This window comes from Allobosea sp. 117 (genome assembly GCF_000702305.1).
Classification (GTDB): Bacteria; Pseudomonadota; Alphaproteobacteria; order Rhizobiales; family Xanthobacteraceae; genus Ancylobacter.
Window position 1 is genome coordinate 199,239 of sequence record NZ_JNLC01000001.1, and the last position, 20,288, is coordinate 219,526.

General features: G+C 68.2%; 17 protein-coding genes. 10 read left to right on the forward strand and 7 right to left on the reverse strand.

Going from position 1 to position 20,288, the window contains the following annotated elements; genetic code table 11:
* The first annotated feature begins 198 nt into the window (after window positions 1–198).
* From glpD to glpK, 8 genes are all read left to right on the forward strand, one after another.
* Entirely contained in the window at window positions 199–1,776 is a 1,578-nt protein-coding gene (gene glpD / locus U742_RS0100890; protein ID WP_029349106.1) for a glycerol-3-phosphate dehydrogenase, read from the forward strand.
* Window positions 1,773–2,879: an ABC transporter ATP-binding protein gene (locus U742_RS0100895; protein ID WP_029349109.1), complete on the forward strand. Its 1,107-nt coding sequence runs from the start codon at window positions 1,773–1,775 to the stop codon at window positions 2,877–2,879. The genes glpD and U742_RS0100895 overlap by 4 nt, the downstream gene beginning before the upstream one ends.
* Window positions 2,880–2,890: 11 nt before the next feature.
* Complete coding sequence (locus tag U742_RS0100900) at window positions 2,891–3,979, forward strand: ABC transporter ATP-binding protein (RefSeq protein WP_029349111.1); 1,089 nt, start codon at window positions 2,891–2,893, stop codon at window positions 3,977–3,979.
* 191 nt (window positions 3,980–4,170) lie between these two features.
* Window positions 4,171–5,073, forward strand: a complete 903-nt coding sequence (locus tag U742_RS0100905) for a carbohydrate ABC transporter permease (protein ID WP_029349113.1) — start codon at window positions 4,171–4,173, stop codon at window positions 5,071–5,073.
* Window positions 5,070–5,879, forward strand: coding sequence for a carbohydrate ABC transporter permease (locus U742_RS0100910; protein ID WP_029349115.1), 810 nt, complete (start codon window positions 5,070–5,072; stop codon window positions 5,877–5,879). The genes U742_RS0100905 and U742_RS0100910 overlap by 4 nt, the downstream gene beginning before the upstream one ends.
* A 14-nt stretch (window positions 5,880–5,893) precedes the next feature.
* Window positions 5,894–6,199 (forward strand): DUF2160 domain-containing protein, encoded by a 306-nt coding sequence (locus U742_RS0100915; protein WP_029349117.1) that lies wholly within the window; start codon window positions 5,894–5,896, stop codon window positions 6,197–6,199.
* A 57-nt stretch (window positions 6,200–6,256) separates the two neighbouring features.
* The gene (locus U742_RS0100920) at window positions 6,257–8,020 is read left to right on the forward strand and encodes an ABC transporter substrate-binding protein (RefSeq protein WP_029349119.1); all 1,764 of its coding nucleotides are present in this window, start codon (window positions 6,257–6,259) and stop codon (window positions 8,018–8,020) included.
* 105 nt (window positions 8,021–8,125) lie between these two features.
* On the forward strand, window positions 8,126–9,652 hold the full coding sequence (glpK, locus tag U742_RS0100925; protein WP_029349121.1) for a glycerol kinase GlpK: 1,527 nt from the start codon (window positions 8,126–8,128) through the stop codon (window positions 9,650–9,652).
* Between the two features lie 68 nt (window positions 9,653–9,720).
* Here glpK and U742_RS22345 read toward each other — a convergent pair whose 3' ends face one another.
* The 3 genes from U742_RS22345 to U742_RS0100940 all read right to left on the reverse strand — a co-directional run bounded on the left by U742_RS22345 (window position 9,721) and on the right by U742_RS0100940 (window position 14,420).
* Complete coding sequence (locus U742_RS22345) at window positions 9,721–11,946, reverse strand: putative bifunctional diguanylate cyclase/phosphodiesterase (protein WP_051660750.1); 2,226 nt, start codon at window positions 11,944–11,946, stop codon at window positions 9,721–9,723.
* A 129-nt stretch (window positions 11,947–12,075) separates the two neighbouring features.
* Entirely contained in the window at window positions 12,076–13,035 is a 960-nt protein-coding gene (gene speB / locus U742_RS0100935) for an agmatinase (protein ID WP_029349124.1), read from the reverse strand.
* A gap of 173 nt (window positions 13,036–13,208) precedes the next feature.
* Window positions 13,209–14,420, reverse strand: a complete 1,212-nt coding sequence (locus U742_RS0100940; protein WP_029349126.1) for an MFS transporter — start codon at window positions 14,418–14,420, stop codon at window positions 13,209–13,211.
* Between the two features lie 115 nt (window positions 14,421–14,535).
* Here U742_RS0100940 and U742_RS0100945 point away from each other — a divergent pair, with 115 nt between their 5' ends.
* Window positions 14,536–15,129 (forward strand): TetR/AcrR family transcriptional regulator, encoded by a 594-nt coding sequence (locus U742_RS0100945; RefSeq protein ID WP_029349128.1) that lies wholly within the window; start codon window positions 14,536–14,538, stop codon window positions 15,127–15,129.
* Window positions 15,130–15,142: 13 nt separating this feature from the next.
* Here the strand turns inward: U742_RS0100945 and U742_RS0100950 are convergent, their stop codons facing one another.
* The 4 genes from U742_RS0100950 to U742_RS0100965 form a co-directional block, all read right to left on the reverse strand.
* Entirely contained in the window at window positions 15,143–15,934 is a 792-nt protein-coding gene (locus U742_RS0100950; RefSeq protein WP_051660751.1) for a hypothetical protein, read from the reverse strand.
* A 333-nt stretch (window positions 15,935–16,267) separates the two neighbouring features.
* Window positions 16,268–16,870, reverse strand: coding sequence for an OmpA family protein (locus tag U742_RS0100955; RefSeq protein WP_029349131.1), 603 nt, complete (start codon window positions 16,868–16,870; stop codon window positions 16,268–16,270).
* 11 nt (window positions 16,871–16,881) lie between these two features.
* Window positions 16,882–17,301, reverse strand: coding sequence for a cysteine rich repeat-containing protein (locus U742_RS0100960; protein WP_029349133.1), 420 nt, complete (start codon window positions 17,299–17,301; stop codon window positions 16,882–16,884).
* A gap of 112 nt (window positions 17,302–17,413) precedes the next feature.
* Window positions 17,414–19,411 carry an SLC13 family permease gene (locus U742_RS0100965; protein WP_081852750.1) on the reverse strand — a complete coding sequence of 666 codons (1,998 nt, stop codon included), beginning with the start codon at window positions 19,409–19,411 and terminating at the stop codon, window positions 17,414–17,416.
* On the opposite strand from U742_RS0100965, the gene U742_RS0100970 reads away from it, so the two are divergent.
* Window positions 19,401–20,288 (forward strand): transglutaminase family protein, encoded by an 888-nt coding sequence (locus U742_RS0100970; RefSeq protein WP_029349137.1) that lies wholly within the window; start codon window positions 19,401–19,403, stop codon window positions 20,286–20,288. The genes U742_RS0100965 and U742_RS0100970 overlap by 11 nt on opposite strands.

The window sequence follows — 20,288 nt, forward strand, 5'->3', positions numbered from 1 at the left end:
GCTCCCCCGCCTGCCGTCATCGGCGGGCGGGAAGCCGTCACTGTGACGTCGATCTGCTGCGGCGCATCTAATGCGAAAGTGCAATGCTTTCGTTTCGCGCGCAGTTGCGCGCGAATTTGGTTTCGTCTAGCGTCGATGTGAATATAAAAACGAAAGTGATCCTGACCTAAACAGGAGCACGCTCCGGGAGACGCCTTCGTGACTGATCGCCTGCTCGATCCGATCTATGACGTCGCCATCATCGGCGGCGGGGTGAATGGCTGCGGCATCGCGCGTGACGCGGCGGGGCGTGGCGCGTCCGTCGTGCTGTTCGAGCAGGGCGACTTCGCCGGCGCCACCTCCTCGGCCTCGACCAAGCTGATCCATGGCGGGCTGCGCTATCTTGAATATTACGAGTTCCGGCTGGTGCGCGAGGCGCTGATGGAGCGCGAGGTGCTGTGGGCCATCGCCCCGCACATCATCCGCCCGCTGCGCTTCGTGCTGCCCCACCATGACGGGCTGCGCCCCGCCTGGCTGCTGCGGCTCGGCCTGTTCCTCTACGACCATCTCGGCGGGCGCAAGCTGCTGCCGGCCACCCGCACGCTCGACCTCACCACCGATCCGGCCGGGGCGCCGCTGCGCGAGGGATTCGCGCGCGGCTTCGAATATTCCGACTGCTGGGTCGAGGACAGCCGCCTCGTGGTGCTGAACGCGCTCGATGCGGCCGAGCGCGGCGCCGACATCCGCCCGCGCTGCCGGGTGGTGTCCGCCGAGCGCGCGGCGGACCACTGGCGCATCGAGACCGAGCAGGACGGCGTGCGCGGCACGGCGCGCGCCCGCGTGCTGGTGAACGCCGCCGGGCCGTGGGTGCATGAGGTGCTGGCGAAAGTGGTGCGGGCGAACTCGCCGGCCAATGTGCGGCTGGTGCAGGGCAGCCACATCGTGGTGCGCAAGCTCTATGACCACGACCGCGCCTATATCTTCCAGAATGCCGACGGCCGGATCATCTTCGCCATTCCCTATGAGCGCGATTTCACGCTGATCGGCACCACCGATCGCGACTATCAGGGCGGCCCCGGCAGCAAGCCGAGCGCCAGTCCTGAGGAGATCGCCTATCTCTGCGCGGCGGCGAGCGAATATTTCAAGGCGCCGGTGACGCCCGATCAGGTGGTGTGGACCTATTCCGGCGTGCGACCGCTCTATGACGACGGCGCCTCCCGTGCGCAGGAAGCCACCCGCGACTATGTGCTGGAGCTCGACGACGGGGAGGGACGCCCGCCGCTGCTTTCGGTGTTCGGCGGCAAGATCACCACCTATCGGCGCCTCGCGGAGCATGCGGTCGAGAAGCTGAAAGCGTATCTGCCGGGCGCCGACAAGCCGTCCTGGACCGGGCGCGCGCCGCTGCCGGGCGGGGATTTCGGTGTCGCCGACCAGCCGCGCGTGGTCGCCCAGCTCAAGCGCGCGCATCCCTGGCTCGACGAGGCGCTCGCCCGCCGGCTGGTGGTCGCCTATGGCACGCGCGCCCTGCGCCTGCTTGACGGCGCCCGCAGCGCCGGCGATCTCGGCCGCGTCTTCGGCGCCGATCTCACCGAGGCGGAGGTGCTCTATCTGATGCGCGAGGAATGGGCGCGCAGCGCCGAGGACGTGCTGTGGCGGCGCTCCAAGCTCGGGCTGCGCTTCACGCCCGACGAGGTCGCCGCGCTCGACGCCTTCATGCGCGAGGCGGCGCAGAACGGGCGCACGCAGCTCATGGGCGCGCCGGCCGCGCCGCGCATGGCGGCGGGAGGCCACGCATGAGCCTCACGCTGGAGAAGGTCCGCCGCGAGGTGGCGGGGCAGGTGCATATCAGGGACGTGTCGCTGGAGCTGCCGCGCGGCAGCCTCAACGTGCTGCTCGGCCAGACGCTCGCCGGCAAGACCAGCCTGATGCGGCTGATGGCCGGCCTCGATGCGCCGACCTCCGGCCGCGTGCTGGTGGAGGGCCGCGACGTCACCGGCGTGCCGGTGAAGAAGCGCTCGGTGGCGATGGTCTACCAGCAGTTCATCAACTACCCGGCGATGACGGCCTACGAGAACATCGCCTCGCCGCTGCGCGTCGCCGGCCTGCCGAGGAACGAGATCGAGAAGCGGGTGAACGAGGCGGCAAAGCTGCTGCGCCTCGAGCCCTATCTGCAGCGCCTGCCGCTGGCGCTGTCCGGTGGCCAGCAGCAGCGCATCGCCATCGCCCGCGCGCTGGTGAAGCGGGCCGAACTGGTGCTGCTCGACGAGCCGCTGGCCAATCTCGACTACAAGCTGCGTGAGGAACTGCGCGAGGAACTGCCGCGCATCTTCGCCTCGACCGGCGCGGTCTTCGTCTATGCCACCACCGAGCCGGCCGAGGCGCTGCTGCTCGGCGGCAACACGGCGACCCTGCTCGAAGGCGCGGTGACGCAATACGGCCCGACCGTCGATGTCTATCGCCGCCCGCACGACCTTGCGACCGCGCGGGTGTTCTCTGATCCGCCGCTGAACACGCTGCGCATCACCAAGGCGGCTGGCACGGTGCGGCTGGAGACCGGCGCGGCGTGCCCGGCCATCGGCGTGTTCGCCACCGTGCCGGACGGTACCTATGTGATGGGCGTGCGCGCGCATCACGTCGAGGTCGAGGACCGGCCGGAGGCCGAGCGGCGCCACGAGCATGCGGTGATCCGCCTCGGCGCGGTGATGTCGGTCGCCGAGATCACCGGCTCGGAAAGCTTCCTGCACATGGAGGTCGGCGCCGAGCGGCTGATCGCGCTGGTGCCCGGCGTGCGCCGGCTGGAGCCGGGCGCCGAGGTCGAGGCGGTGATCGACCCCGAGCATATCCTTCTGTTCGGCACGGACGGGCGCAGCGTCGGCCGCGTGCTCGACGCGGCGGCCTGAGGGAGGGCGCGATGGCCAGCATCACACTCGACGGTCTCGCCCACGCCTACCGGCCCGATCCGCGCGGCCCGCAGGACTATGCGCTCAAAGAGATCAACCATGTCTGGCGGCAGGGCGGGGCCTATGCGCTGCTCGGCCCCTCCGGCTGCGGCAAGACCACGCTGCTGAACATCATCTCCGGTCTGGTGACGCCGACCAAGGGCCGCATCCTGTTCGACGGGCGCGATGTCACGCATCTGCCGACGGAAGCGCGCAACATCGCGCAGGTGTTCCAGTTCCCGGTGGTCTACGACACCATGACGGTGCGCGAGAACCTCGCCTTCCCGCTGAAGAACCGCCACATGCCGCGCGAACAGATCGCAAAGCGCGTGGAGGAGATCGCGGCGCGGCTCGACATGACTTCGGTGCTCGACCGCAAGGCCGCGAACCTCACCGCCGACGCCAAGCAGAAGATCTCGCTCGGGCGCGGGCTGGTGCGGGCGGACGTGGCGGCGATCCTGTTCGACGAGCCGCTGACCGTCATCGACCCGCATCTGAAATGGCAGCTCCGCTCGACGCTGAAGGAGCTGCACCGCGCGCTCGACCTCACCATGATCTATGTGACGCACGACCAGACCGAGGCGCTCACCTTCGCCGACACGGTGGTGGTGATGCATGACGGCGCGGTGGTGCAGACCGGCACGCCCGAGGAGCTGTTCGAGCGGCCGGCGCACACCTTCGTCGGCTATTTCATCGGCTCGCCGGGCATGAACGTGCTGCCCGCCCATGTCGAGGGGCGCACGGCGCGGATCGGCGACGTGTCGATCGAGCTGCCGCGCGCCTATCCGAACCTGCCGGCGGACAAGCCGGTCGAGCTCGGCATCCGCCCCGAATTCGCCGTTCTGGAGCGGGCCGGTCGCGGCGTGCCGGTGACCGTGCGCCGCATCGACGATCTCGGCCGGGCGCGCATCGCGCGCATCGAGATCGGCGGCCATGCGGCGGCGGCGATGGTGCCCGTCGGGCTCTCGATCGACGGCGACCATGCCGGGCTGAGGATGGAGCCGCGCCAGATCCACATCTATTCCGGCGGCGCGCTCGTCGCGGGCGAGGGAGGGGCGTGATGGACCTCGCAAACATCGCCGCCCCGTGTCCCGGACGCCTGCAGCGCAGCGGAAGGCGAGCCGGGACCCAGCGCAGAATCTTCTGCCGCACATCTTTCGAGGGATTCGGCGCTGCGCGGCGTCTTTCCTGGATCCCGGATCGGCACTGCGCTCCGCGCAGTTTGTCCGGGAAACGGCAGGAGGCCTGAACAATGGACAAGCCGCTCAACAACCGCGCCTGGTGGCTGGTCGCGCCGGTGTTCGCCATCGTCGCCTTCTCGGCGATCCTGCCGATCATGACGGTCGTGAACTATTCGGTGCAGGACACCTTCGGCAACAACCAGTTCTTCTGGAACGGGCTCGGCTGGTTCCAGGAACTGCTGGACCCCGCCACCGAGCTCGGCGGGCGATTCTTCGACGCGCTGTGGCGCAACCTGCTGTTCTCCGCGATCATCCTCGCCATCGAGGTGCCGCTCGGTATCCTCGTCGCGCTCTCCATGCCGCGCGAGGGCTGGAAGGTCGCCGCCACGCTGGTGCTTATGGCGCTGCCGCTGCTCATTCCGTGGAACGTGGTCGGCACCATCTGGCAGGTGTTCGCGCGCGCCGATATCGGCCTGCTCGGCTACGGGCTGAATTGGCTCGGCATCGACTACAACTACACGGGCGATCCGCTGGCCGCCTGGATCACCATCGTGGTGATGGACGTCTGGCACTGGACCAGCCTCGTCGCGCTGCTCTGCTATGCCGGCCTGAAGTCGATCCCGGATGCCTATTACCAGGCAGCGCGGATCGACGGCGCTTCGCGCTGGGCGGTGTTCCGCACCATCCAACTGCCAAAGATGAAGCGCGTGCTGCTGATCGCCGTGCTGCTGCGCTTCATGGACAGCTTCATGATCTACACCGAGCCCTTTGTGCTCACCGGCGGTGGGCCGGGCAACGCCACGACCTTCCTGTCCATCGACCTCGTCAAGCTCGCGCTCGGTCAGTTCGACCTCGGTAAGGCGGCGGCGATGAGCCTCGTCTACAACCTGATCGTGCTCGCCGTGTGCTGGGTCTTCTACACCGTGATGACCCATGCCGGCACCGAGCGGCCCAAGGAGGAGACACCGGCATGAACGCCTCCTCGCGCGGCGGCACCTTCGTGATGGTGCTGTATCTGATCTTCCTGCTGCTGCCGATCTACTGGCTCGTGAACATGAGCCTGAAGACCAATTTCGAGATCAACACCACGGTCTCGCTGTGGCCGCGGGCCATCACCTTCGAGCACTATCTCAAGATCTTCACGGATTCGAGCTGGTACTCGGGCTACATCAACTCGCTGACCTATGTGGTGCTGAACACCATCATCTCGATCACGCTGGCCTTGCCGGCGGCCTACGCCTTCTCGCGCTATCACTTCGTCGGCGACAAACACCTGTTCTTCTGGCTGCTGTCGAACCGCATGGCGCCGCCGGCGGTGTTCGCGCTGCCCTTCTTCAATCTCTACTCCGCCATTGGGCTGTTCGACACGCCCTGGGCGGTCGCTCTGGCGCACTGCCTGTTCAACGTGCCGCTGGCGGTGTGGATCCTCGAAGGCTTCATGTCCGGCGTGCCGCGCGAGATCGACGAGACGGCGGCGATCGACGGCTATTCCTTCCCGCGCTTCTTCGTGAAGATCTTCATGCCGCTGATCGCTTCCGGCATCGGGGTGGCGGCCTTCTTCTGCTTCATGTTCTCGTGGGTGGAGCTGCTGCTCGCCCGCACCCTGACCGCCACCAACGCCAAGCCGATCGCGGTGACGATGACCCGCACCGTCTCGGCGGCCGGCATGGACTGGGGCCTGCTCGCCGCCGCGGGCGTGCTGACCATCATTCCCGGCGCCTTGGTCATCTGGTTCGTGCGCAACTACATCGCCAAGGGCTTCGCCCTCGGGCGGGTGTGATCGGGGAGGGCGCCATGGACGATTTCACCACCCGCCTTGCCGAGAATACCGCCTGGATGGCGTGGACCTGGCAGACCGGCCTGTTCTTCGCCGCCATCGCCTCTCTGCTCGTCGTCTTCACGCTGATCGCCGTGTGGAAGCCGGAGCGCCCGCGCGTCGGGGTGCTCACCATCCCGACTACGCGCGGCGACCGGCTGTTCATCACGCTGCTCGGCAGTGCCTTCATCAACCTCGCCTGGCTCGGCCTGGTGGGACCCGAACTCGGCTGGGCGCTCGCGCTCTGCCTTGTCTACGCACTGGCGGTATTCCGCTTCGTGTGAATTCCCCTCAAGCGGCGGCAGGCCGCGGGGCATCTGGAAGACCGGAGGAAAAGACCCATGTTGCAGTCACCACGCCGAAAGCGGCTCATGCTGGCCGCAAGCGCCCTGGCGCTGATCGCCTTCGCCGCCCCCGCGCGGGCCGACGAGGCCGCCGCGAAGAAATGGATCGACAGCGAATTCCAGCCTTCGACGCTGTCGAAGGAAGACCAGATGAAGGAGATGCAGTGGTTCATCAATGCCGCGAAGCCCTTCGCCGGCATGGAGATCAACGTCGTCTCCGAGACCATCACCACGCATGAGTACGAGGCGAAGACCCTCGCCAAGGCCTTCTCCGAGATCACCGGGATCAAGCTCACCCACGACCTCATCCAGGAGGGCGACGTGGTGGAGAAGATCCAGACGCAGATGCAGTCGGGCAAGAACATCTACGATGCGTGGGTGAACGATTCCGACCTGATCGGCACGCATTTCCGCTACAAGCAGGCGGTGCCGCTCACCGACTGGATGGCGGGCGAGGGCAAGGACGTCACCTCGCCGACGCTGGACCTCGCCGATTTCATCGGCACCAGCTTCACCACCGCGCCGGACGGCAAGCTCTACCAGCTCCCCGACCAGCAGTTCGCCAACCTCTACTGGTTCCGCTACGACTGGTTCACGGATCCGGCAATCAAGGCCAAGTTCAAGGCCAAGTACGGCTATGAGCTCGGCGTGCCGCTGAACTGGTCGGCCTATGAAGACATCGCCGACTTCTTCACCAACGACGTGAAGGAGGTCAACGGCGTCAAGGTCTATGGCAACATGGACTACGGCAAGAAGGACCCCTCGCTCGGCTGGCGCTTCACCGATGCGTGGCTCTCCATGGCCGGCAACGGCGACCGCGGCCTGCCCAACGGCAAGCCCGTCGACGAATGGGGCATCCGCATGGAAGGCTGCCGCCCGACCGGCTCCTCGGTCGAGCGCGGCGGCGACACCAACGGACCGGCGGCGGTCTACTCGATCACCAAGTATATCGAGTGGCTGAAGAAGTACACGCCGCCGCAGGCGCTCGGCATGACCTTCTCGGAGGCCGGCCCGGTGCCCGCGCAGGGCAACATCGCCCAGCAGATGTTCTGGTACACCGCCTTCACCGCCGACATGGTGAAGCCCGGCCTGCCGGTGATGAACGCCGACGGTACGCCGAAGTGGCGCATGGCTCCCTCGCCGAAGGGCGCCTACTGGAAGGACGGCATGAAGCTCGGCTACCAGGACGTCGGTTCCTGGACCCTGCTCAAGTCGACCCCGGTCGAGCGCCGCAAGGCCGCCTGGCTCTACGCCCAGTTCGTCACCTCCAAGACCGTCTCGCTGAAGAAGGCCCATGTCGGCCTCACCTTCATCCGCGAGAGCGACATCTGGGACAAGTCGATGACCGAGCGGGCGCCCAAGCTCGGCGGCCTCGTCGAGTTCTACCGCTCGCCGGCCCGCGTGCAGTGGTCGCCGACCGGCGTGAACGTGCCGGACTACCCCAAGCTGGCGCAGCTCTGGTGGCAGAACATCGGCGACGCCTCCTCCGGTGCCAAGACCCCGCAGGCGGCAATGGACGCGCTGGCGAATGCCCAGGAATCGGTGATGGAGCGTCTGGAGCGTTCCGGCGTGCAGGGCGACTGCGGGCCGAAGCTCAACGCCAAGAAGCCGATGGAGTACTGGGTCGAGCTCGCCAAGAAGGAAGGCAACCTCGCGCCGCAGCCCAAGCTCGCCAACGAGAAGCCGCAGGGCGAGACCATCGACTACGACACGCTCATCAAGAGCTGGCCGGCGACCCCGCCGAAGAAGAGCACGAACTGAGCGTTCGTCTCCTCCGGAAACGTCATCTCGGGCGCGCGTGAGCGCGTCCGAGATGATCTGCCGATGCTTCGAGGCTCCCGCGGAGCGTCGTTTCGGAAAGCCCCCATGCCGTCCTTCATCCTCGCCATCGACCAGGGCACCACCTCCTCGCGCGCCATCCTGTTCCGCCCCGACACCAGCGTCGCGGCGCAGGCGCAGCAGGAGTTCCCGCAATATTTCCCGGCCTCAGGCTGGGTCGAGCACGAGGCCGAGGACCTCTGGCGCACGACGCTCGACACCTGCCGCGCGGCGATGGGACAGGCCGGGGTGAAGAGCGCCGACATCGCGGCGATCGGCATCACCAACCAGCGCGAGACCACGGTGGTGTGGGACCGCAAGAGCGGCGCCGCGATCTACCGCGCTATCGTCTGGCAGGACCGGCGCACCGCCGAGCTCTGCGCCCGCCTCAAGGCCGAGGGGCACGAGCCGATGGTGAGCGAGCGCACCGGGCTCATCCTCGATCCCTATTTCTCCGGCACCAAGATCGGCTGGATCCTCGACAACGTGCCCGGCGCGCGGGCGCGGGCAGAGCGCGGCGAGCTCGCCTTCGGCACCGTCGATTCCTGGCTGCTGTGGCGCCTCACCGGCGGCGCGGTGCACGCGACCGACGCCACCAACGCGGCGCGCACGCTGCTGTTCAACATCCATACCGGCCAGTGGGACGACGACATGCTGGCGCTGCTGCGGGTGCCGCGCTCGCTGCTGCCGGAGGTGAAGGATTCCTCGGCCGATTTCGGCACCGCCCTGCCGGAGTTCCTCGGCGGCGCCATCCGCATCGCCGGCATCGCCGGCGACCAACAGGCGGCGACCGTCGGGCAGGCCTGCTTCCAGCCGGGCATGATCAAGTCGACCTATGGCACCGGCTGCTTCGCGTTGCTCAACACCGGCGACACCGTCGTCGCCTCGAAGCACAAGCTGCTCACCACCATCGCCTATCAGCTCGACGGCAAGCGCACCTATGCGCTGGAAGGCTCGATCTTCGTCGCCGGCGCGGCGGTGCAGTGGCTGCGCGACGGGCTCGGCATCATCGCGACCTCGGCCGAGAGCGAGGCGTTGGCGGAGGCGGCCGATCCGGCGCAGCAGGTCTATCTGGTGCCGGCCTTCGTCGGGCTCGGCGCGCCGCACTGGAACCCGGACGTGCGCGGTGCGCTGTTCGGTCTGACGCGCGGCACGGGACGGGCGGAGATCGCGCTCGCGGCGCTGGAGAGCGTCTGCTACCAGACCGTCGACCTGATCGACGCCATGCGCGCCGACTGGGCCGGGGCAGGGGGCAAGGGCAGTAACGGGGCCGGCAAGGCCTCCTCGCGCGCGACCGTGCTGCGCGTCGACGGCGGCATGGTCGCCTCGAACTTCGCCATGCAACGGCTCGCCGACCTGCTTGCCGCGCCGGTCGACCGGCCGGTAGTGAAGGAGACCACGGCGCTGGGCGCGGCCTATCTGGCGGGTCTCAATGCCGGGCTGTTCCCGGCGCCGAAGCGCTTCGCCGATTCATGGCGGCTGGAGCGGCGCTTCAGCCCGGGAATGGAGGCGGCGACGCGCGAGCACAAGCTCGCCGGCTGGCATGACGCGGTGCGGCGCCTCACCGCGCCCTGACGGGTTCTCTTTCGATAAGTTGGAGAATGTTCTCATCGCGAAAGTCTCTCAACTTTCGCGGAACATGCTCACCCCTCGATGCGGCTGCGCAGCGCGGCGTCCGGGTGGTCGCGGCGTTCGACGGTATCGCGGGCGTCGCGGATCAGCGCCGGGATGCGGTCGGCGGGAACCGGTCGGCCGAGCAGGAAGCCCTGCGCCTCGTCGCACTGGTCGGCCTGCAGCAGCATGAGCTGCTCGGCGGTCTCGACGCCCTCGGCGGTCACCGAGAGCTTCAGCGCGCGGGCGAGACCGATGATGGCCTGGACGATGGCCCGGCCCTTGCCGGCGGCGCCGAGGTCGGCGACGAAGTGCTGGTCGATCTTCAGCCGGTCGAAGGGGAAGCGCCGGAGATAGCCGAGTGCCGAATAGCCGGTGCCGAAATCGTCGAGCGCGAGCCGCACGCCGAGCGCCTTGAGCTGGTCCAGCAGCGTCGCGGCGACCGAGCTGTCCTCGATCAGCATGGTCTCGGTGAGCTCCAGCTCCAGCCGGCACGGCTCGAGCCCCGACGCGGCGAGGGCGCCCGACACGATCTCGATCAGCCGGCCGCTGCGGAGCTGGGACGGCGAGATGTTCACCGAGACGGAGAGGTCCTCATAGGGCGCCATGGTCCGACAGGCCGAGGTGACGGCGAAGGCGCCGAGGTTGCGGATGACGCCGGTCTCCTCCGCCAGCTCGAGGAAGTCGCCCGGCTGCATCAGGCCGCGCACCGGGTGGTTCCAGCGCAGGAGGGCCTCGAACCCGACCAGCCGGAGCGAGCGGCACTCGAAGCGCGGCTGGTAGTGGAGCTCGAATTCGCCGGCCTCGATGCCGCGCCAGAGGTCGCGTTCGAGCTCGGGGCGCTCGCGGATGCGCTCGTTCATCGCCGGCGTGAAGCGCACATAGGTGCTGCGTCCGGCGCGCTTGGCCTGGAACATGGCAAGGTCGCTGCGGCGGATCAGCTCCAGCGCCTCGTCGGCATCCTCCGGTCCGCAGGCGATGCCGATCGAGAGGCCGATATGCAGCTCGCACGCCTCCAGCTCGATCGGCTCGCGAATGCCGCCGATCAGCCGCTCGCAGAGCTCCTCGACGGGCGGCGCGGCCTCCTTCTGCAGCAGGACCAGGAACTCGTCGCCGCCGATCCGCGCGACCAGGGCGCTTTCCGGCACTATCCCGCGCACGCGCTGGCCGACCTCCGCGAGGACGAGGTCGCCGACGGTGTGGCCGAACGCGTCGTTGACCGGCTTGAAGCGGTCGAGGTCGAGGAACAGGGCGGCGACGTGCTCACCGTCCTTCAGCAGCCGGGTGAGGTGTTCGATGGCCTGGGCCCGGTTGGGCAGCCCCGTCACCGCGTCGTGATAGGACATGTGGCGGGCCGCGTCGCGTGCGGCGCCGACCTCGTTGATCTTGTCCTCGATCACCTTCGCGCTGCTCAGCGCGTGGCGGAGGACCAGCGCGGTCAGCACGCCCAGCGCGGCGGCGGCGAGGATGATCCAGGGCAGCATCAGCCAGATCAGCCGGGTGCCGGGATGCGGCGGCTCCCACACCAGGAAGGCCGGGGGCGACGCCGGCATCGTCGCGATCGGCAGGCGCTCGCCAGTGGCTCCGGCCTCGGCGCCGCGCTCGACGCGGAGCCCGCTGATATCGGTTTCGTGCGTGGCGCCCAGCGCCTCTGCGGTGAGCGGCCGGCCGAAGATCACGACCGTCATGGGTGTGTCGGCAGGCTGCTCTTCGGCATTGTCGCCGGTCGACAGCACGCTGGCGACCGCCAGTATCGGGGTGTCGCCGTCGAACAGGGTCGCGGTGACTGGGATGGTCTGGCCCTTGCCGGCGCGGCGCGCTTCGTTCGCCAGATCGCGAACGACGGGGCCGAGCGCTTCGTCGGCCGTCTCCGTGGAGAGCGCGCCGTCGATGATCGCGTAGGTCGTCTTGTCCTCAGGGCTCAGGACGAAGACATATTTGATGCCGAGGTCGCTGGCGAGGGTGGAGCCGAAATTCCCCTCCTCGAACGCCCACTGCGTGTTCACGGCGTCGTTCAGATTGGCGTAGGCGGCCTCCCAGCCGGCGTAATCCTTTGAGATCTCGCGCATGCGCGTGTTGAGTGCGTCATAGCGCTCGCGCACGAAGGAGGTGGTGAGGTGGGCGCTGAAGGCGTTCTGATCGCGGGCGGCAAGGATCAGCACGCCCACCATGAACAGGTTGGCCACGATGATCAGGCCGGTGATCGCGGGCACCGCGCGCCGCGCGAGCCACCGGCTGAGCTCCAGGCTCCTGTCCACAAGCAAACGCCTCAACTGTGAAAAAGCAGCCGCAATTTACGCCATGCAGGTAAAGTGCCCGTATATGGCAGCCCCTCCATTTCAATGAATCGGGGTAAGGCTGCTTCCATAATCAGGGCTCGGGACGATTCACGCGGCCGGCTTCCGCGCCTCCACGACGCCGGCCAGCACGCACAGCTCCTCGAACAGGATGGTCGCCCCGGTGAGTGCGGTAAGGCCGGAGGGGTCGAGCGGCGGGGAGACCTCGACGAGGTCGGCGCCGATGATGTTCAATCCCTCCAGCTTGCGCACCAGCGCCTGCGCCTCGCGGGTGAGGAAGCCACCGATCTCCGGCGTGCCGGTGCCGGGCGCCTGCGAGGGATCGATGCAGTCGATGTCGAAGGTCACGTAGGTCGGCCGATCGCCGACGATGGCGCGCGCCTCATCCATCACGTCGTCGACACCGCGCGCCATGAACTCCTCGATGAAGATGATGCGCACGCCGCAGGCCTTGGCGAAATCGTAGTTCGCCGCGTCCGAGATGGCGCCGCGCAGGCCGATCTGTACGAAGCGCTTGGGATCGACCAGTCCTTCCTCGATGGCGCGGCGGAATGGCGTGCCGTGATTGTAGCGGCTGGAGCCGAAGAAGATGTCGTAGGTGTCGGAATGCGCGTCGAACTGGATGAGGCCGACCGGACCGTCGCTCGCCAGCCCGCGCAGGATCGGCAACGTGATCAGATGATCGCCGCCGGCGGTGAGCGGCAGGGCGCCGGCCTTTTTCACATCGGCGTAGAAGCCGGAGATCAGGTCCAGCGTGCGCATCAGGTCCATCGGGTCGACCGGCACGTCGCCGCAATCGGCGATGCGGGCGCGGTCATAGGGCGACAGGCCGGAGACGTGGTGCACGCGGCGGGTCAGGCTCGACTGGTTGCGGATCTCGCGGGGGCCGTGGCGGGTGCCGACGCGGTTGGTGGCGCCGCCGTCATAGGGAATGCCGAGCAGCGCGATGTCGACCTCGGCCGGGGTGGCGAGCGGCAGGCGCATGAAGGTGGGGATGCCCGCATAGCGGGGAACGGCACCGGAATCGACCGGCTCGAAGGAGGACATCATCATGTACCTGCTCGGGCGAAGGGACGCGGCGGGGCGCCGAGATTCGAGGCCGGATACCCCGTAAATGGCAGCGCTGACGGCGACGCACGGTCCCCGTCAGCGCTCCCTTTGGCGGGCGCAATCGCCCGGATGTCAAGCGTCTTCGGCGCCCGCTCCCGCGCCGTGCCGCGGGTTCAGGCGGTCGCGCAGGCCGCGCTCGGTCGGTCGCAGCCCGTGAGGGCCCGGTAGCCGAGGCCCGCCGTCGCGAAGGCGAACAGGCCGGCGCCGATCGAGACGTAGAAACCGCTGCGCGCGCCATAGGCATCGATCACATAGCCGGACAGGAAGGAGCCGAAGGCCATGCCGATGCCGATCCCGGTCATCGCCCAGGTGATGCCCTCGGTGAGCTTCTCGGGCGGCACGAGCCGCTCGATCAGGCCGAAGGCGGTGATGAAGGTCGGCGAGATACTCACTCCCGCCAGGAACAGCAGGCCGGCGAGCAGCGGGACGTTCCCCGCGAGCAGCAGCGGCAGGGTGGTGAGCGCGGCGACGGCGTTGGCGACGACGAACTGGCCGGCCAGCGGCATGCCGGGCCGCAGCGCGCCATAGACCAGCCCGGCGACCAGCGAGCCGCCGGCATAGATGGCGAGGATGAAGCTCGCAGCCCCCGGCTGGCCGAGCGCCTTGGTGAGCGCGATCACCGTCACTTCGGCGGTGCCGAAGATGGTGCCGACGGCGATCAGCGTCAGGGTGATGATCTGCACCACGCCGAGGCGGATCGCCGAGCCGCCGGAGCGCTTGCGCGATACCTCTATGACCGGCGGCTCGGTCGACTTCTGCGCGACGAACAGGGCGGTGCCGAGCGCGAGGAACAGCGTCGAGACCAGCGGCCCGGCTTCCGGGAACCAGGCGACACTGAGGCCCACCGAGAGCACTGAGCCCATCATGTAGATCACCTCGTCGGCCACCGATTCGAAGGCGAAGGCGGTGCCGAGCTCCTGCCGGTCGCGATAGAGCGCGGTCCAGCGGGCACGCACCATCGCCGGCATGCTCGGCATGACACTTGCTGCGAAGGCCGCGACGAACAGGATCCAGGAGGGCAGGCGCAGATGCGTGGCGACCAGGAGGACGGCGAAGGCGACGACCGCGACGAAGGTCGCCGGCACCAGCACGCGCGCCTGACCGTGACGGTCCACGAGGCGCGAGACCTGCGGAGAGACGAGCGCATTGGACAGCGCGAAGGTCGCCGCCACGGCGCCGGCGAGCCAGTATTCGCCATGGGTCTGCGACAGCATGGCGACGATGCCCATCGACACCATGGCGACGGGGAGGCGGGCGACGAAGCCGGCGGCGGCGAAGCCTTTCGCGCCGGGCGCGCGGAAGATTGCGGCATAGGGATTCGGCATCTGGAGCTCCTTGATCGGTAGCGGAGCGCCACTTACATACGTGACGTATGTGAATTATTAATGCATACGCTTCGTATGTCAATTAGCATACGTCATGTATGCGAAGCGAGGATGCATGATTGTTCGCAGAGCCCGCAGCGACATGGTCGCCGAGACGCGAGCGAAGCTGATCGCCGCGGCGCGGCATGCCTTCGGCGCGGTCGGCTATGCGGAGGCGTCGATGGACGACTTCACCGCTGCCGCCGGGCTGACGCGCGGGGCGCTCTACCACCATTTCGGCGACAAGAAGGGCCTGCTCGAAGCGGTGATCGCCGAGATCGACGCCGAGATGAGCGACCAGCTCTGCGCGGTGTCGCGCGCCGCTCCCGATCCCTGGCAGGGCTTCGTCGACGAGTGCGTCGGCTATATCGAGATGGCGCTGGAGCCGGAGATCCAGCGCATCATGCTGCGCGACGGGCCGGCGGTGCTCGGCGATCCCTCGACCTGGCCGGGGCAGAGTGCCTGCATCCGCTCGCTGACCGCGACGCTGGAGAATCTGCAGGCGGCGCAACTGATCGTGCCGGTCGACGCGGAGGCGACCGCGCGCGTGCTCAACGGCGCGATGCTCGCCGCCGCGCTCTGGATCGCCAATGCGGAGGACGCGGAAGCGGCGGCGCGGCGGGCGGTCGGCGCCTACAAGCTGCTGCTCGGCAGCCTGAGGCGCGCCTGAGGCACCGGCCGAATCAGAAGTGATAGGCGACGCTGAGGAAGGCGCCGTGCTGCGTCAGGTCGTAGACGAAGCCGTCCTTCTCGTAGTCGGTGTAGATGGCGCGGTAGCCGATCGCGCTGGAGATCGAGGGCGTCCACATATAGCCGACGGCGAGGAAGCCCTGGGCGGTGATCTTCGACGACACGCCGAAGCCGCCGACGTCGCCGATGGCGTTGATGAACCACTTGTCGTCGATACGGTACTGCAGCATCAGGCCGACGGTCGGGTCGACCCAGTCCTGCGAGCCGCCGGTGCTGGCGCCGATCGGCAGGAAGGCGTTGGAAAGGTCGAAATCGGCGTCGAGGTGCTGGTAGCGGAAGCCCACCGTGCCGCTCAGCGCGACATTCTCGGGCAGGCCGAGCGGCAGTTTGTAGCCGGCCATTCCCTGGAAGATGGTCTGCTGCAGCGACAGGTCGGCGGTGGTACCGCCGAGCGGGCCGAAGCTGGCACTGTCCGAGATGTCGGCATAGATCAGGTCGACGAGGAAGGTCCAGTCGCCCTTCTGGGCAAGGAAGGAGCCCATGACGGCGCCGTCGAGATTGTCCAGCACATCGGAGAAGGTGACGTCGACGCTGGCCGGCGGCAGGCCGCGCACGCCGGTGTCGCCGTTCATGGCGGTCGCCCACAGGTAGAACGTCGCCTGGAACGTCCATTCCGGCTCGACGACGAGGGGTGCCGGCGGTGCCTTGGCAGGAAGATCGGCGGCATGGGCCGCCGATGCGCCGGAGATGGCGAGGAAAACGACGGCAAGATCGGCGAGACGCATGGGACACCCCCTGAACGGATCGGGCACCGCAACCCGATATGGCGCGCGTGCGGGCGCCTGCCGCCACCATCGCAGCAATCGCCACCTGCGACTTGACATTTTGCGCCATGGGCGACGCCGGCTTGTCGTCAGGCGCCATCGCCGGGCGATTTGCGGCGGCTGTTGCGTCGCTGCATCACGCTACCATGGGCAGGGGCCGCGCCAGCGCGGGGGGCGGGAGCGAGGCCGGCTCCCCGGCGGCGGGGTTGAATCCCGCTCGGCCATCGCCCGCGGAAGCGGGGGCGATGGCTGGCCGCGCGGTAGCGAGGCGGCCGCGGCCGCCTCCTCCGCGTCTCAGGGCAGGATGTGCCCGATATTGTAGACCTGCACGCGGCGATTGACCGGATCGTCGGGCTTCGCCGGGTTCTGCAGCGCCTCCTGGCCGAGGCCGACCGCTTCCAGCCGTGCGGGCAGCACGCCGAAGGTGGTGGTCAGCGCCGTCACGATGGCGTCGGCGCGCTCCTGGCTGAGCTTCAGATTGTAGGCGCGCGTCCCGGTGGCGTCGGTGTTGCCGACGACGAGGAAGCGGTAGCCGCGCAGGATCGGGTGGTGGATCGCGTCGGCGATCGATCCGAGCGCCTGATAGGAGGACGGCTCGATGATCGCCGAGTTCAGCTTGAACTGAATCTGCACAGTGATTTGCGCGAGATTGTTCAACCGAGCTGCGAGCGCCGACTGGCCTGACGGCGGGTTGGGATTCGAATCGATGCTCTTCTGGGCGAGATCGCGCAGCAGGGCGGCGGTGATGCCCGGCTCGTCCTTGGTGACGGCGGACAGGCCCTGGATGATCTGGGTGTCGCTGATCGCGGTCTGCGCCTTCGCCGACGGGGCGAGGGCGGCGAACGCAGTGCCGGCGACGAGGGCGGCGGCGAGAGTGGTGCGAATGATGCGGGACATGGACGGACCTCTCAGCGCCAGCCGGCGTCGGTCAGGACGGCGGTGCAGGCCGGGCTGACGACCTTGCTCGCCTCGGTGAGGCAGTTGAGGATGTTCGCATCCCCCGGCACCACGCCCTTGCAGAATTCGCGCACGTCGGCGTCGCACACCTTCCAGGCGTCGCGCTGGGCGGCGATGCGCTTGGCGAGCGAGGCCTGCACCACGCCGACATCGGTGAAGCACTGCTGCTTGACCTGGGCCTGGTTCTTGACCAGGCAGGCGAAGATCACGCCGTTGCCCAGATTGTCGTTTCGGCAGAAACGCTCGATGTCCGGTCCGCAGCTCTTGGCCAGCAATTGGCCCGCCTGGGCATAGCTCATGGTCTGTGCCATGGCGCTGCCGGCCATCATCGTGCCGAGCAGCGCGAGCGCCGCCGTCACCGTCGCCTTCATGGTCCGTCTCCGGGGTCAGATTCGATGGAATGCTGTTAGGGCAATGATGTTGCTTCCGCTTGACATTAGCGGCCAAGCGGGAATCTCCCGTAGGGTAAACGGGTAGGCTCCGTCAATAGAAAGGCAGGATGACGGGCACCAGCAGCACGGAAATGATCGCCGTGAGAATGGCGAGCGGCACGCCGACCTTGATGAAGTCGCCGAAGCTGTACTGGCCGGGGCCGACTACCAGCGTGTTCACCGGCGAGGAGATCGGCGTCATGAAGGCGGTCGAGGCGCCGAGCGCGATGATCATCGCGAAGGGGTAGGGCGATGCGCCGAGATCCTTGGCGATGGCGAGTGCGACCGGCGCCATCAGCACCGCCGTCGCGGTGTTGGAGATGAACAGGCCGAGCGCCGCGGTGATGACGAACAGCGTTGCCAGCACGATACGCGGCTCGGCCTCGCCGACCAGATGGATCACGCCTTCCGCCGCGAGGTCGACGCCGCCGGTGCGCTGCAAGGCGAGCGAGAAGGGCAGCATGCCGACGATCAGGATCAGCGTCTTCCAGCTTATCGAGCCATAGGCGCTGTTGAAGTCGACGCAGCCGAACAGGCCCATCAGGAGGCAGCCGATCAGCGCCGCCTGCACGTTGGGCACGACACCCGAGACCATCAGCAGCACCACCAGGCCGAGCACGCCGAGCGCATAGGGCGCGCGGCTCGCGGCGGGCAGGATCTCGTCGAACTCGGCCGGCATGTTGAGCACGACCATGTCTGCGCCTTCCTCGCGCAGCTTGCGGATGTCGGACCAGAAGCCGATCAGCAGCAGCGTGTCGCCGAGCTTCAGCGTCTCGGTGGGCAGGTTCTCCGTCACCACGCGGCCGCCGTGCCGCAGGCCGATGACGGTGAGCCCGTGCTCGCTGCGCAGGCGCGCATCGGCGATGGTGTGGCCGATCAGGCGCGACTCGGCGGGGAGCATGACCTCGACCATGCCGATATCCTGCGAGCGGTCGCTGAAATAGTCGTGGCTCTCGCTGAGCGGCAGCGGCTGCAGCCCGTACTGAGCGCGCAACTCCTCGACGTTCTCCGGCGTCGCGCTGACGTCGACCAGCAGGACGTCGCCCGCCTCGATGCGGGTCTGGCCGGTGGGGCGGATGACGGTCGCGGAGAAGCGCCCGATGCGCTCGATGGCGAGCAGGTTCACGCCGTCGTCGTGCAGGTCGATCTCCTCGATCGTCCGGCCGACCAGCGGCGAGCCCGGTTTGACGAGGGTGCGGCGCTCTCGCTCGGCCAGATGGTAGCGGGCGATCCAGTCGCGCAGCGTCGGCCGCCCCTTCGTGGCGCCACCTTCCGCGGGCGTGCCGGTGAGCAGGCCGCGCGCGACGAGCATGTAGACGATGCCGACCGCCAGGACCGGCAGGCCGAAGGGGGTGAAGGCGAAGAAGCTGAAGCCCTCGGCGCCCTGCCGGATCAGCTCGGCGTTCACCACGAGGTTCGGCGCGGTGGCGACGAGGGTCAGCATGCCGCTGATCAGCGCGGCGACGCTGAGCGGCATCATCAGCCGGCGCGGCGACATGCTCCGGTTCTGGGCGATGCGCAGCACCACGGGGATGAAGATCGCCACCACGGCGGTGGAGCTCATCAGCGAGCCGAGGCCGGCGACCGAGGCCATCAGCAGCACCAGCAGCCGGGTCTCGCTGTTGCCGGCGGTCCTGTCGAGCCAGTCGCCGAGCCGGCGCGCGACACCGGTGCGCACCAGCCCCTCGCCGATCACGAACAGGGCGGCGATGAGTATGATGGAGCCATCCGCGAACCCCGCCAGCGCCTCGTTCATGGTGACGACGCCGGTCAGCGGCATGGTCACCAGCACCAGCAGCGCCACCACGTCCATGCGCGGGCGGTTCAGCACGAACATCGCCACTGCAGCCGCGAGCATGAAGAGGATCAAGGCGAGCTGGGGGGTCATCGGCGTTCCTTGCGGGACGTGGAAGCGGCCCGCTTGATCCCGCAATTTCGTACCGCCGTCCAACGAAAAAGCCCGCAGGTGTCGCGATGCCGGGCGGCAACGTCCTGCGCTTTGGTGTAGAGGACGGGCGCAGCACCGGGGAGGGACGCCAATGGCACGCATCAGAATCGTGCACAGCACCGAATACAGCTACCGCAATCCGGTCGGCCTGCTACGCCACCGGCTGATGGTGCGCCCGGACGACAGCCACGACCTGCGGCTGCACCGGGCGAAGCTCGACATCGTTCCCGAGCCGTCGGCCGTGTACTGGAAGCACGACATGTTCGACAATTCGATCTGCTTCCTCGAATGGCCGGAGGAGCTGCGCGCCGACAAGCTCTCCATCGTCTCGACGCTCGATCTCACGCACCACCCCGAAGGCCAGGCGCTGCCGGTGTTCCGGCTCGACCACACCGCCGAGACCTTCCCCTTCACCTATGCGCCGGACGAGATACCGGACCTCGCGCGGCTCACCGAGCGGCAGATGCCCGACCCCGAACGCAAGGTGGACGCCTGGGCGCGCCGCGTGGTCGCTGAGGCGGGGACGGCGAAGACGATGGAAGTGCTGGAGGCGATGACGCACGCCATCAAGGCCGAGTTCACCTATGGCGCCCGCTTCGAGGAGGGCACGCAGACCGCCGCGCAGACGATCGCGCTCGGCACCGGCACCTGCCGCGACTTCGCGGTGCTGATGATGGAGGCGCTGCGCAGCTTCGGCATCGCGACCCGCTTCGTCACCGGCTATCTCTATGACGACACCTCGGGCACGACGCGCGGCGGTGGCAGCACCCATGCCTGGTGCGGCGTCTATGTGCCGGGCGCGGGCTGGGTCGAGTACGATCCGACCAACGGCCTCGTCGCCGGCGCCAACCTGATCCGCGTCGGCGTGACCCGCGAGGCGTCGCAGGCGATCCCGATCTCGGGCAGCTTCGTCGGCAATGCGGACGATCCGCTCGGCATGCATGTCGACGTCGCGGTCAGCGCTGTTCCGATCCGGTGA

Bases quoted from the DNA above. Each gene is read 5' to 3' on its own strand.
- U742_RS0100895 (WP_029349109.1), top strand. From the start codon at position 1,773: ATGAGCCTCACGCTGGAGAAGGTCCGCCGCGAGGTGGCGGGGCAGGTG.
- U742_RS0100900 (WP_029349111.1), top strand. From the start codon at position 2,891: ATGGCCAGCATCACACTCGACGGTCTCGCCCACGCCTACCGGCCCGAT.
- U742_RS0100905 (WP_029349113.1), top strand. From the start codon at position 4,171: ATGGACAAGCCGCTCAACAACCGCGCCTGGTGGCTGGTCGCGCCGGTG.
- U742_RS0100910 (WP_029349115.1), top strand. From the start codon at position 5,070: ATGAACGCCTCCTCGCGCGGCGGCACCTTCGTGATGGTGCTGTATCTG.
- U742_RS0100915 (WP_029349117.1), top strand. From the start codon at position 5,894: ATGGACGATTTCACCACCCGCCTTGCCGAGAATACCGCCTGGATGGCG.
- U742_RS0100920 (WP_029349119.1), top strand. From the start codon at position 6,257: ATGTTGCAGTCACCACGCCGAAAGCGGCTCATGCTGGCCGCAAGCGCC.
- glpK (WP_029349121.1), top strand. From the start codon at position 8,126: ATGCCGTCCTTCATCCTCGCCATCGACCAGGGCACCACCTCCTCGCGC.
- speB (WP_029349124.1), bottom strand. From the start codon at position 13,035: ATGATGTCCTCCTTCGAGCCGGTCGATTCCGGTGCCGTTCCCCGCTAT.
- U742_RS0100940 (WP_029349126.1), bottom strand. From the start codon at position 14,420: ATGCCGAATCCCTATGCCGCAATCTTCCGCGCGCCCGGCGCGAAAGGC.
- U742_RS0100945 (WP_029349128.1), top strand. From the start codon at position 14,536: ATGATTGTTCGCAGAGCCCGCAGCGACATGGTCGCCGAGACGCGAGCG.
- U742_RS0100950 (WP_051660751.1), bottom strand. From the start codon at position 15,934: ATGCGTCTCGCCGATCTTGCCGTCGTTTTCCTCGCCATCTCCGGCGCA.
- U742_RS0100955 (WP_029349131.1), bottom strand. From the start codon at position 16,870: ATGTCCCGCATCATTCGCACCACTCTCGCCGCCGCCCTCGTCGCCGGC.
- U742_RS0100960 (WP_029349133.1), bottom strand. From the start codon at position 17,301: ATGAAGGCGACGGTGACGGCGGCGCTCGCGCTGCTCGGCACGATGATG.
- U742_RS0100970 (WP_029349137.1), top strand. From the start codon at position 19,401: ATGGCACGCATCAGAATCGTGCACAGCACCGAATACAGCTACCGCAAT.
- U742_RS0100965 (WP_081852750.1), bottom strand. From the start codon at position 19,411: ATGCGTGCCATTGGCGTCCCTCCCCGGTGCTGCGCCCGTCCTCTACAC.